This window comes from Roseibium sp. MMSF_3544, assembly GCF_030732845.1.
GTDB lineage: Bacteria > Pseudomonadota > Alphaproteobacteria > Rhizobiales > Stappiaceae > Roseibium.
The window spans coordinates 34,368-46,758 of sequence record NZ_JASHKA010000013.1; the positions used below are offsets into that span (position 1 = coordinate 34,368).

General features: G+C 56.9%; 9 protein-coding genes. All 9 read right to left on the reverse strand.

Annotated features, from left to right (window positions below; translation table 11 throughout):
- Window positions 1–209: 209 nt before the first annotated feature.
- The 9 genes from cpaB to RBB47_RS18860 all read right to left on the reverse strand — a co-directional run bounded on the left by cpaB (window position 210) and on the right by RBB47_RS18860 (window position 12,387).
- Window positions 210–1,121: a Flp pilus assembly protein CpaB gene (gene cpaB, locus RBB47_RS18820; protein ID WP_305987419.1), complete on the reverse strand. Its 912-nt coding sequence runs from the start codon at window positions 1,119–1,121 to the stop codon at window positions 210–212.
- Between the two features lie 76 nt (window positions 1,122–1,197).
- Complete coding sequence (gene dnaE / locus RBB47_RS18825) at window positions 1,198–4,701, reverse strand: DNA polymerase III subunit alpha (RefSeq protein ID WP_305987420.1); 3,504 nt, start codon at window positions 4,699–4,701, stop codon at window positions 1,198–1,200.
- A gap of 474 nt (window positions 4,702–5,175) precedes the next feature.
- Window positions 5,176–5,904, reverse strand: coding sequence for an ABC transporter ATP-binding protein (locus tag RBB47_RS18830; protein ID WP_305987421.1), 729 nt, complete (start codon window positions 5,902–5,904; stop codon window positions 5,176–5,178).
- A 10-nt stretch (window positions 5,905–5,914) separates the two neighbouring features.
- Window positions 5,915–7,138: a lipoprotein-releasing ABC transporter permease subunit gene (locus RBB47_RS18835; protein ID WP_371932818.1), complete on the reverse strand. Its 1,224-nt coding sequence runs from the start codon at window positions 7,136–7,138 to the stop codon at window positions 5,915–5,917.
- A gap of 160 nt (window positions 7,139–7,298) precedes the next feature.
- Window positions 7,299–8,627 carry a proline--tRNA ligase gene (gene proS / locus RBB47_RS18840; RefSeq protein WP_305987423.1) on the reverse strand — a complete coding sequence of 443 codons (1,329 nt, stop codon included), beginning with the start codon at window positions 8,625–8,627 and terminating at the stop codon, window positions 7,299–7,301.
- Between the two features lie 507 nt (window positions 8,628–9,134).
- Window positions 9,135–9,437 (reverse strand): DUF1467 family protein, encoded by a 303-nt coding sequence (locus RBB47_RS18845; RefSeq protein WP_305987424.1) that lies wholly within the window; start codon window positions 9,435–9,437, stop codon window positions 9,135–9,137.
- Between the two features lie 3 nt (window positions 9,438–9,440).
- Window positions 9,441–9,845 (reverse strand): methylmalonyl-CoA epimerase, encoded by a 405-nt coding sequence (gene mce / locus RBB47_RS18850; protein ID WP_305987425.1) that lies wholly within the window; start codon window positions 9,843–9,845, stop codon window positions 9,441–9,443.
- A gap of 44 nt (window positions 9,846–9,889) precedes the next feature.
- Window positions 9,890–11,572, reverse strand: a complete 1,683-nt coding sequence (locus RBB47_RS18855) for a ribonuclease J (protein ID WP_305987426.1) — start codon at window positions 11,570–11,572, stop codon at window positions 9,890–9,892.
- Window positions 11,573–11,613: 41 nt separating this feature from the next.
- The gene (locus tag RBB47_RS18860; RefSeq protein ID WP_305987427.1) at window positions 11,614–12,387 is read right to left on the reverse strand and encodes a biotin--[acetyl-CoA-carboxylase] ligase; all 774 of its coding nucleotides are present in this window, start codon (window positions 12,385–12,387) and stop codon (window positions 11,614–11,616) included.
- Between the last annotated feature and the right edge of the window lie 4 nt (window positions 12,388–12,391).

Genomic DNA, 12,391 nt, shown 5'->3' on the forward strand with positions numbered 1-12,391 from the left:
ATGGGCGCCTTATAGTTGGGGCGGAATTTTATTTCAAGACCCAATGCACGGATTTCTTACAGCGTTTTGGGGTTCAGGTTGCCGAAAAAACAGGTAAGGCATTCCTGTGCGCGATGGCTTTGTGGCCAGAGCCAAGATCTGTCCAGAGCCGGCTTTCGTGTGAACGGCTGAAAAGTACGTTCGCTACCGGAAAGACCTCGAAGCAAAGCTTAGTCGACAGGGCTCGAATTCTGGCTCGTACCGACGGACCAGTGTTGAGGCTGGATGCGCACAAACACCTGCGGGCGATTGCGCTCTGCAACTTCGGCCCCGTCTGCTGAATCCTCGGCACTGCGCAACGCCAGCGCGATTGATCCTACCTGCTGTGCTTGCACGACAATTTCCGACTGAAACAGCGTAAGCTCAAGCGTTGCCGTCCTTTTCGGCGAGAGGTTCTTTTCTTCCTGCTCGCCCGCTGTGGTGCTGTCGATGGCCAGGACGCGGATGTTTTCCAGTATCGTCTCGCTTGTCACACCAACGCCGTCAATCTGCCTGGTGAGAATGAGATCAACCTTGTCGCCCGGCAGGATGAAGCCGCCGGCAGAGGTCTCCTGCTCGACGCGGACCGCGATAGCGCGCTTTCCTTTCGGAAGGATGGTCGCCATGTAACCTTTGTCGGTTTGTATCAGGCGTTCGTTGCGGATCGGTTCGCCGGAATAGATCGCTGCCCGGGCAATGCTGCCAAGCACGCTGTCAGCGGCAAACTCACCGTCCTTTTTGGTCAAGGCGCCTTGCGGCACGGCGTTTTTCGGCCATTCTGCCCAGGTAAAGTCTTCTTCGGTTATCTTTCCGCCCTGGAGAATATCCTTGGCAGCAACCAAAACCTTCGTGCTGACAACCACGGGCTTCGGCGGTGGCGGCGCTTCCGTTTCACCAGAATCCATTACAAAATGAAAGGCCTGATACCCTGCTCCGAGGGACACGAGCAGCACAAAAACCCTAGCGAGATTAGTCCACAATTTGCATTTCCCTAGCACATTTGCTTTTTCATTTTGACAATACAGGGAAATTGCATACCGCTTGTGTAACGTGACAGAAGAAATTACATCAATTTTTCTGCTTTTTCTTTCAGCCTTGCTCACGAACCGGCTAGGTACACTGAACGACACTCAATTGAGCGGGCTGTTTAGCAACACAATTCCGGCCAAACGGGCGACATCAAGCGAGTTGGACATCGGTGACACCGGGGACGGCCTTCAGTGCACCAGCGATCTCCGGCGACAACCGGAACCGTCCCGGCAGCTTCACCTCGACTTCGCGGGCACCGTTTTCCAGGAGCACGATGACAGTTACGTCCCCCTCGCCCCTGACCTGAAGCTGTTTGGCCAGGCTTGCGATCGGACGCTCATCGCGCACGAACACCCGCATGCTCTTTTGAAGCCGCGCAGCAACCTTGTCGATCGGGTCGACCTGTTCGATACGCAACGAGGGTTCTTCATCACGCATATCAGCGCCGACGAGGATCACCACAGACCGCCCGGTCTGAAGCAAGTCCCGGTACTGCTCGAGTTTTTCACGAAACAGCAGCGCCTCGTACTGGCCCGTTGCGTCCGAAAGCCGCGCGATACCCATGCGCGTTCCGGTTCTGGTCTTGCGTTCTTGCATGGAAACCACAGTGCCAGCCAAACGTCCGTGTGAGGCGCCATGCTTGATCGCCTCGGCAAACTGCGTCCAGGGCTGGGCGCGCATCTTTTCCAGAACGCGCGCGTATTCGTCAATAGGATGCGCAGACAGATAAAAACCGATTGCAGCATGCTCGCGCTGAAGCTTTTCCTCGTTGGTCCACCCGTTGACCTCATCCAGCTGCAGCGGCTCTTCGCTGTCACTGCCGCCGAAGAGCTCATCCTGTCCGAGAGCCTTGTTTTCTTCAGTGCGCTGCGCCAGCCCCATGATGCGGTCAAGGCCTTCGAAGACCCGAGCCCGGTTCGGTTCAAGCTCGTCAAACGCACCGGCCGCCACCAGGTTTTCAAGAGTGCGCTTGTTCAGCGCCTTTGGCGAAATGCGCCGGGCAAAATCACCCAGACTTTTAAACGGCGTCTCCCCGCGAACGGCGACGATGTGTTCAACCGCCTGCTCGCCGACGCCTTTGATCGCCCCCATGGCATAGAGGATCTTGCCGCCCGAAACATCAAAATGGACCTGACTTCGGTTGATCGAGGGCGGTACGATATCGATCTTCATCCGCCGGGCCTCCTGCCGGAAGTCACCGAGCTTGTCCGTGTTGCCAAGATCAAGCGTCATCGACGCCGCCATGAATTCAACCGGATGGTTCGCCTTCAGCCAGGCCGTATGATAGGAAACCAGCGCGTAGGCAGCCGCGTGTGACTTGTTGAAACCGTAATTGGCAAACTTCGCAACGAGGTCGAAAATTGTTCCGGCCTGGGTCTTGTTGATGCCGCGCTCGACAGCCCCGTCGACAAACCGGGCCCGCTGAACTTCCATCTCGGAGGCGATTTTCTTGCCCATTGCCCGGCGCAACAGGTCTGCTTCACCGAGCGAATAGCCAGAAAGCACCTGGGCGATCTGCATCACCTGCTCCTGGTAGACGATGATGCCGTTGGTTTCCATCAGGATCGATTCGAGCAGCGGATGCAGGCAATCCGGGTCCTGTTCGCCGTGCTTAACCGCGTTATAGACCGGGATGTTTTCCATCGGCCCAGGACGGTAGAGCGCAACCAGCGCGATGATGTCTTCGAACCGGTCCGGTTTCATGCCTGCAATGGCCCGGCGCATGCCCTGGCTTTCCAGCTGGAACACGCCGAATGTCTCGCCGCGCGCCAGGAGCTCGTACGTCTTTTCGTCATCAATGGGCAGGCCAGCAACGTCTATTTCGATCCCGCGCCGTTCGATCAGGTCGACAGCAGTGTCGATCACGGTCAGCGTCTTCAGGCCAAGGAAGTCGAATTTAACGAGGCCGGCATCCTCGACCATCTTCATATTGAACTGCGCAACCGGCATATCGGAGCGCGGGTCGCGGTAAAGCGGAACGAGTTGTTCCAGGGGGCGGTCGCCAATCACCACACCCGCAGCATGGGTGGACGCGTGTCTGTAAAGTCCCTCCAGCTTTTGCGCCATGGACAAAAGACGTTCAACGATCTCTTCTTCCTTGGCCGCCTCTCTCAGGCGCGGTTCGTCCTCGATCGCTTGTGCCAGCGTGACCGGGTTGGCCGGGTTGGCGGGCACCAGTTTGCAAAGCCTGTCGACCTGCCCATAAGGCATTTGAAGAACCCTGCCGACATCGCGCAAAACGGCGCGCGCCTGCAACGAACCGAACGTGATGATCTGTGCCACCTGCTGGCGGCCATACTTCTCCTGAACGTACCGGATGACCTCTTCACGGCGGCTCTGGCAGAAATCGATGTCGAAATCCGGCATCGACACGCGTTCCGGATTGAGAAAGCGTTCAAACAGCAGTGAAAACCGCATCGGGTCGAGATCGGTGATCGTGAGCGACCAGGCAACAAGAGACCCAGCACCGGAGCCGCGTCCCGGACCAACAGGAATGTCCTCTGCCTTGGCCCACTTGATAAAATCGGCAACGATCAGAAAGTAGCCGGGAAACTTCATCCTCTCGATGATGCCGGTCTCGTAGTCAAGCCGGTCCCAATAGTCCTTTTCCTCAAGACCCGGTGCCAGTCCGTGCGCATCGAGGCGTGCCTGAAGGCCCTCGCGCGCCTGGCGCTTCAGTTCTTCTGACTCAGCGCGCTCGGCTTCTTCCGGATTTGCGTCCGCTCCGGCGAACCTGGGTAGAATCGGGTCACGCTTGAGCGGCCTGAAACTGCACCTTCTCGCGATTTCGACCGTCGATGCCAACGCTTCAGGCAGATCTGCAAAAAGCTCACACATTTCTGTACGGCTCTTGAAGTAGTGCTCAGGTGTCAGACGGCGTCGGTCGTCTTCAATCAAAACCCTGCCTTCAGAGATGCAGATCAGCGCATCGTGGGCTTCATAGTCTTCCCGCTTGGGAAAAAAGGCTTCGTTTGTGGCAACGATCGGTAGTCCGAATGCATAGGCAAGATCCAAAAAGGCATCTTCCGTCTTGCGTTCCGCTTCCATGCCATGCCGTTGCAGTTCGACATAGCACCGTCCTTGAAACCCGTCGGCAAGCAATTGCAGCCGGTCTTTGGCAAGGTCCTTGCGACCGGAGAGCAGCGCAGTACCGATCGCACCGAACGGACCTCCGGTCAGAACGATCACATCGTCCGACTTCGACAGAAGATATTCTGCCGAAACGTGCGGCTTCAGGCCAGTTTCCGTGTCGAGGAAGGCTCTCGACGTCAATTCCATGAGATTGGCATAGCCATTCTCTGTCATGGCAATAAGAACGACATCGGAAAGCGCAGGTTCCCCTCGCCGTCCGCTTTCTAGGCCATCATTGAAATGAACGGAAAGCTGACAGGCTGTGATTGGCTGGATCCCGGCTCCCCAAGCCTTTCCGGAAAACTCCTGTGCACCAAACAGATTGTTGGTGTCGGCAATCGCCAGTGCGGGCTGACCGTCTTCCTTCGCCAGATCAAGAAGTTTTTTGATCGGCAAGGCGCCTTCCAGCAACGACAGTGCTGAATGAACCCTGAGATGAACAAATCCGGGTCCGCCTTCAGAGATGCTCCCGGGATCGGGAGCGCCCTTGGAAAATTGAGATAAGGTGTCGGCACCGGACATGAGGGGACTCACTGCAACTTTCAGAATCAGCGCTCAAGTGAAGCGCCTCTCAAAAGTCCTGTCGACCCTCGCTGCCAGTTGTGCCCGCTGTTCTTTCAGATGTCGACCGCCCGCTGCGTATACCAGACGCTCTTTCGCGTGCTACGCCACGTACAATCCCTCAAGATCTACGCGGTTCGAACGGAATTTCGGGATTAGCTTGCAGCAAACAGTACATCGCCCCAAACGGCAATTGTCGTACAAAAGAAAACCAGAGAAGCCAGTGCGGCGAAATCACGAGCGATATGGAACATGTCACCCTCCAACATTTGAAACTTGCTAGAAACGGAGAATGTTCCATTTTTGTTCTTTATGCAAGCACTTTTTGTTCCTCTTGCTTTAAGACAGATCAACTTCGTTTAAAATGCTGTGTTTTCTGTTTGTTCCGCACCCCGCGCCGCGGGTCGGATCCAGCGACGAAATCCGGTTTTCAGTCTATGCGGAAATTTGCAGGTCTTGAACCTTGCCGTCTTCAAGCGTGATTGCCCGATCCATGCGGCCGGCAAGTTCCATGTTGTGAGTCGCAAACAAGGTCGCCACTCCAGATGCCCGCACAAGTGCAGACAGAGCTTCGAAGACGTAATTTGCCGTGCTTGGATCGAGGTTCCCGGTAGGTTCGTCGAGAAGCAGAATGCGCGGTGCATTGGCAACCGCGCGGGCAACCGCAACCCGCTGCTGCTCACCGCCGGAGAGCTCTGAAGGCCGATGGCTGCCGCGTTCGCCAAGGCGCATGTATTTCAACAGCTCATCTGCACGGTCAGCCGCGACCTTGCGCGGCAGCCCGCGGATCATCTGCGGCATCATGACGTTTTCCTGGGCAGTGAATTCAGGCAACAGATGGTGAAACTGATAGACGAAGCCGATATCGTTCCGGCGAATGGCGGTCCTCTCGTCATCGGACAAATCTGCGCAATTGACAGGCCCGAGAAAAACGTCGCCATCGTCGGGGCGTTCCAAAAGGCCGGCAATGTGCAGGAGCGTCGACTTCCCCGTCCCGGACGGAGCCACAAGCGCAACCATTTCACCTGCTTCGATCTTCAGGTCCGCCCCTTTCAGGATATGGAGTTTGCGCTCACCTTCGTCGAAACTTCTGGTGATACCGGAAAGCTCCAGCGCTGCAGGAGAAACACCGGGCGCGCGCTGCGGATCAACGGCCATATCCATCTTCGCCTCCCTACTCGTACCTGAGAGCTTCGACGGGGTCGAGCCGCGCCGCACGCCACGCCGGATAAACCGTCGCCAACAGGGACAGCACTAATGCCATGATCAAAACGGTCATTGTTTCGCCGCTGTCGATATCCGCCGGGAGCTTCGAAAGGAAGTACAGCTCCTTTGAAAAGACGTCTGTACTCGTCAGCCACGAGACAAATTGGCGGATGCTCTCAATATTGAGGCAGATAATCAGGCCAAGTATGAACCCGGCAATGGTTCCGACGCAGCCGATGCTCGCGCCCGTGATCAGAAAGACCCGCATGATCGCACCGCGGGTTGCCCCCATGGTGCGCAGAATGGCAATGTCCCTGCCCTTGTCCTTCACCAGCATGATCATGCCGGAAATGATGTTGAGCGCCGCCACCAGGACGATCAGCGTGAGGATGATGAACATGACATTTCGTTCAACCTCGAGAGCTGAAAAGAAGGTCACATTTCGCTGTCGCCAGTCCGTCACGAAAGCTGGGCGTTCAGCCGCGTCCTCGATCGCGGTGAGCATCACGCCGACGTCGTCCGGATCGACCACGTAGATCTCAATTCCGGTCGCCCGGTCGCCCATGTTGAAGTAGGCCTGCGCTTCTTCCAAGGGCATGAACAGGAAGGTTGCGTCGTACTCGCTCATGCCGATTTCAAAGATTGCCGACACCGGATAGGCCTTAAGACGCGGCGTCACGCCCATCGGTGTTACTGAACCGCGCGGAGATATGATGGTGATGTTGTCGCCTACGGTCAGCCCAAGTTGCTGCGCCATGCGCGAGCCGATCGCGACACCTTCGCCCGCATCGAACCCGTCAAGTGATCCCGCTCTGATGTTTTCGGCAACAAGAGGAACCCGGCGCAAATCGCTTTCGTAAAGTCCTCGAACGAGCGCTCCCAGATTGCCGGCAGGTCCCGAGACAAGCGCCTGCCCTTCGGTGAACGGAAAAGCGGCCACGACATCCGGCACACCTTCAAGACGCGCCGACACCGCGTCGTAGTCATTCAGCGGCAGGTCGATCGGCTGAACGAGCATATGTCCGTTGATCCCGAGGATCTTGCCGAGAAGCTCGGACCGAAACCCGTTCATGACCGCCATGACGATGATAAGCGTTGCGACACCCAGCATGATCCCGGCAAAGGAAAACCCGGCAATGACCGAAATGAAGGTCTCGCGGCGTCTCGACCGCAGATACCGTCCGGCGATCATCCATTCGAAGGCGGAAAAGGGGCGTGTGGGTGCCGCGCTTTTCTGGCTGTCTCCGACATCCAACGTGTCTGTTGCCGTCATCGTAAATCCACTTCAGCAATGCCCAAGCGACCGCATGATCCAGCGGCCGAATCCCCGTTTAGAGCATCACCGGACCGGATCAGTCCGTCAATGCTGCCGTCAGTTTGTTCAAGGTCGCATCCGGGGTGAGCATTTCCTTTTCCCCAGTTGAGCGGTTCTTGACCTCAAGCTGACCGTCTTTCAGTCCCCTTGGACCCGCAACGACCTGGTAAGGCAGGCCAATCAGATCCATCGTGGCGAATTTCGCGCCGGCGCGTGTGTCCGTATCATCGTAGAGAACCTCGATGCCGGCTGCTTCCAGTTTGGCATAAAGATCCTCTGAGGTGCTGTCTGTCAGCGCGTCACCCGGCTTCAGATTGACCAGCCCCACGTGGAACGGCGCAACCGACTTTGGCCAGATGATTCCATTTTCGTCATGATTTGCTTCGATCAAGGCGCCAAGAAGGCGAGAGACACCGACGCCGTAAGAGCCCATGTGCACCGGAACTTCCTTGCCTTCGCTCGTCGCAACCTTTGCACCCATTGCGTCGGAGTATTTGGTCCCGAAATAGAAGATATGACCGACCTCGATGCCACGCGCCGAGACGCGGTCCGCTTCAGGCAAGGCTTCGAACGCGCTTGCGTCATGCATCTCGTCCGTTGCCGCATAAGGCGTTGTCCATTGCGTGACGAGCGGAGTGAGATCCGAGAAGAAATCCGTATCTTCGGCCGGAATTGACATTTCGAGCAGAGACTTGTCGCAAAAGACCTCGCTCTCTCCCGTATCGGCCAGAATGATGAACTCGTGGCTCATGTCTCCGCCGATGGGGCCGGTATCCGCCTTCATCGGAATCGCCTTGAGTCCCATGCGATCGAAGGTTCTCAGGTAAGCAACAAACATCCGGTTATAGGCATGACGGGCTGCTTCCTTGTCGATGTCGAAGGAATAGGCGTCCTTCATCAGGAACTCACGCCCGCGCATCACGCCGAAGCGCGGACGGACTTCGTCCCGGAATTTCCACTGGATGTGATAAAGGTTCAGCGGCAGATCCTTGTAGGAGCGGACATAGCCCCGGAAGATGTCGGTGATCATCTCCTCGTTGGTCGGACCGTAAAGCATGTCTCGCTCATGCCTGTCGGTGATGCGCAGCATTTCCTTGCCATAGGCATCATAGCGCCCGCTTTCACGCCACAGATCTGCGGATTGAATTGTTGGCATCAGCAGTTGCACGGCCCCTGCACGCGCTTGCTCTTCTTCCACGATTCGCTCGATCTTGCGCAGCACCTTGTGACCCAGCGGCAGCCAGGAGTAGATACCGGCCGATTGCTGGCGAACCATGCCGGCGCGCAGCATCAACCGGTGAGAAACAATTTCAGCCTCCTTGGGGGTCTCTTTCAAGATGGGCAGGAAGTATCGGGAAAGACGCATAAAAGTTCTCTCAATTTGGGCAGAGCCTGATTTGTGCGCAGTCAAACCGCATGCTGCGCTTAAAAACAAGTCCTTTGAGGTCGGCGTGTCTGGTTTTGCCGAATTAGCCGCGCAAACGGTCGAAACTCAGGCACTTACGGCACCTTTTCCACCTCATTTGTCACCCCCGAAGTATCGCATCCTGCGACCAATTTGTTTGCAGAATTATTAGGCAAGCATAAAAAATAGGCTCACTACGACAAACAGGTGACAAGCCTAGATCAATCCGCTAGGTTCCCTTCCCATAACAAAAAGATGCCTCGGCAGAAATGCCTAGATGCTCAAGGACATCGCGGTCTGAGTCTTGGGAGGAAGACCCTCTGGCGCATCTTTCGATTCGCAGCCGCCCGACCAGGTTGTTTCACAGCCGGTAAGGGGTGAGGGTAAATTTAGACGCGGAACTTAAAGAAGGCAGAGCCCAGCTCTGCCTTTTTCTTTTGCCGGCAAACATCTTTCAGTGGTCGATTCTCAACCGAAGCGACTGTCCAGCACCTGACCCGAACTGCTGACGGGTGGCTGCAGGAACGGAATATCATCAAGTCCGAAGCCAGATTGCCTCAGTGCGAGATAGCTTCCGAACACAATGGTTGTCACAACCGTCGTCAAAATGACCACTTTCAGAAATCTCGGTTTTTGCGGGGCGCTTGGTTCGGAGCCAGGCACAACGTCACCGGCTTCTTCCTGCGTGCGATCAAGGCCAAAGGGCAAGATCGCAAACAGGATGATCCACCAGAGCATGAAAAAGATGGCAAGACCGAACGCCACTGACATCAATCAGGCCTCTTCCAGTTCGGTAAGCGTGCCCAGGAAGTCCTTGGGGTGCAGAAACAGGACCGGTTTTCCGTGGGCACCGATCTTGGGTTCTCCGTCACCCAGGACGCGGGCACCATCGGCAACAAGCTTGTCCCGCGCAACAAGAATGTCATCAACTTCATAACAGACATGATGTATGCCGCCCGACGGGTTCTTTTCCAAGAACTTGGCAATCGGGGAATTGTCTCCCAGCGGCTCAAGCAATTCGATTTTCGTGTTGGGCAGATTGATGAATACGGTGCTTACGCCGTGGTCGGGTTGCTCTTCCTTGGCGGAGACTTCCGCACCGAGCGTATCCCGGTAAACAGCCGTTGCCGCCTCAATGTCCGAGACTGCAATAGCGACATGATTAAGCCTTCCAATCATTTCCCTACCTCCGCGTGGGCAACCGCTGCCGGTCACCGGATGGACTATAGTTGGGTCACCATCACCTTGCAGAGCGTCTTTTTGCCCCACACATCAAGGATTTCCGAGCGCGCCGCCTTGCGGGCTGCTTCACCGACCAGATCCTTGTCCTTGCGCCGAGATTTAGGAATGCTCGTCACGGCGCCAATCACCGCTTTCACAACGATATCTTCCATAGGTTCACCGTCATCGTCGGTGTCCGGCAATCCGAGCAGCGTGACATCCGGATCGGTCAATAGCTCCCCTGCCCGGTTCACCACAAGCGCAACGACGGCAGCCCCGGCGTAGGACAACTTCCGTCTTTCCTTCACACCGGTGACTTCCGGATCATCAAGGATGGCGCCGTCCTTGACCAGAATACCCGACGGTGCTTCGTCGATGATCCGAGCCCTGCCGGCGGTCAGGCAAATGATGTCCCCGTTCTTGCCGCGCACCACTTCCGGAACGCCCTGCTCCTTCGCAAACGCAGCATGAGCGGCAAGATGCAACGGTTCGCCATGGACGGGAAGCACGACTTTCGGCTTGATCACTTTGTATAGCTGTTCCAGCTCACCACGGCGCGGATGGCCGGATACGTGAACCAGCGCGTCCTTGTCCGTCACGATGTCAACATCGCTGTCGGCAAGATTGTTCAACACCTCTGCAACGGCTTTCTCGTTTCCCGGGATCGTGCGGGACGAGAAGATCACCATATCCCCCTTGGACAGCGCTATGTTGCGGTGATCTCCGGCTGCAATGCGTGCCAACGCCGCCCGACTCTCGCCTTGAGAGCCTGTGCACAAGAGCACGGCCTTTTCGCGAGGCAGGTACCCGAAGGCTTCTTCGTCATGAAATGTCGGCAGCCCATCCAGATATCCGAGCTCACCGGCAACGCTGATGACGCGATGCATCGAACGACCGACAATCACGACATCCCGGCCGCAGGAAGCAGCAGCTTCTGCAACGGCACGGATGCGGGCGACATTCGACGCAAAGGTTGTCACCGCGACCCGGCGCTTTGCCCCGCCGATTACTTTTTTGAGTTCGTCAGCAACATCAGCTTCACTTGGGCTGACGCCGTCCCTCACCGCGTTGGTACTGTCACAGACGAGTGCCATCACGCCTTCGCGGCCAAGTTCCGCCAACCGGTCCATATCAATCGGCAAACCGACGCCCGGCGTCGGGTCTATCTTCCAGTCACCTGTATGCAGAACCAGGCCCGCGGGTGTCCGGATCGCCAGGGCGCACGGCTCCGGGATGGAATGGGCCATGGCAACGAATTCGACATCGAACGGTCCGATCTTGTGCCGCTCGCCCTGCTTCACGATTGTCAGCGGAACCTCTTCTGCACCGGGCTCGCTTTCCGCCTTTGCAGCCAGCAGCCCTGCCGTGAATGCAGTCGCATAGACGGGAACTTTCAGGTAGGGCCAAAGGTGAAGGATGCCGCCATAGTGATCTTCGTGAGCGTGGGTGATGACCATGCCCGCAATATTGTCGACTTCGTCTTCAAGGAACTTGATATCAGGAACGACAACGTCGATGCCGGGCAGCTCAGGCCCGGCAAAACTGACGCCACAATCGACGATCAGCCAAGTGCGGTCGTCTTCGGGCCCGTATCCGTAAAGCCCGAGATTCATACCGATTTCCCCAACGCCCCCCAAGGGCAAGAACACGATATCGTTTTTGTTTTCGTTGTTGGCCGAAGCCATGAATTACTCCTTAGAACCTCTTTGCAGGCCGGTTTCCTTCGCTAGCCTTCGCCAAAGAAAACGTCGCCTGCATAGATGGTACGCACACGGCCATCGTCCTGTTTGAGAACAAGGTGACCCTGTGTGTCCAGATCGGCAAAAATGCCGCTAATGTCTTCCTGGGCCGTCTTCACGGTGATTTCCTTGCCCAGATGCGCTGCCCGTTTCAGCCAGCTGCTCCGAATTGCGCCAAAACCGCCAGGTTTCGTCCAATTGCCGAGCTGCGCGGCAAATGCCGACGCCAGCGTCTCGAACAAACGATCGGCCGTCACCTGGTACCCGAGACTGCGCAGATCGGTCGCCTGGTACAGGGAAAGTGGCGGGTGGGAAATGCAATTGACCCCAAAGCCGATGACGACCGCTTGCCGTCCATCGGCCAGAATTTCAGCTTCAAGCAAAATGCCGGAAAGCTTTGCCCCGTTGACCAGAAGGTCATTGGGCCATTTCAGCTCCACCAGATGGAGCGTCCCGGCGGCTTTGTCAACAGCGTCGGCAAGGGCGACCGCCGCAACCAGCGGAAGTTCGCCGATCCTGGCGGCAGGTTGCGGATCAATCAGCAACAAGCTTGCGAACAGGTTTCCAGTTGGCGAAGACCAATCCCGGCCCCGCCGGCCCCGCCCCTGCGTTTGCTCACCCGCGCGGATCCAGAGCTTGCCCGAATGCCCCTCACGAGCCCGCTCGAAACACAAGGCGTTGGTCGAGCCAACACTTTCATGGTGTTCAAAAAGAAAATCCGGCACGCCAGGCACCGGACTTTCCTGAGTATTCGGTATCATGTGC

Excerpts from the sequence above, each read along its gene's own strand:
- RBB47_RS18845 (WP_305987424.1), bottom strand. The coding sequence starts at position 9,437 with ATGTCAGTGGCGTTCGGTCTTGCCATCTTTTTCATGCTCTGGTGGATC.
- RBB47_RS18830 (WP_305987421.1), bottom strand. The coding sequence starts at position 5,904 with ATGGATATGGCCGTTGATCCGCAGCGCGCGCCCGGTGTTTCTCCTGCA.
- RBB47_RS18855 (WP_305987426.1), bottom strand. The coding sequence starts at position 11,572 with ATGGCTTCGGCCAACAACGAAAACAAAAACGATATCGTGTTCTTGCCC.
- RBB47_RS18835 (WP_371932818.1), bottom strand. The coding sequence starts at position 7,138 with ATGATCGCCGGACGGTATCTGCGGTCGAGACGCCGCGAGACCTTCATT.
- proS (WP_305987423.1), bottom strand. The coding sequence starts at position 8,627 with ATGCGTCTTTCCCGATACTTCCTGCCCATCTTGAAAGAGACCCCCAAG.
- dnaE (WP_305987420.1), bottom strand. The coding sequence starts at position 4,701 with ATGTCCGGTGCCGACACCTTATCTCAATTTTCCAAGGGCGCTCCCGAT.
- mce (WP_305987425.1), bottom strand. The coding sequence starts at position 9,845 with ATGATTGGAAGGCTTAATCATGTCGCTATTGCAGTCTCGGACATTGAG.
- RBB47_RS18860 (WP_305987427.1), bottom strand. The coding sequence starts at position 12,387 with ATGATACCGAATACTCAGGAAAGTCCGGTGCCTGGCGTGCCGGATTTT.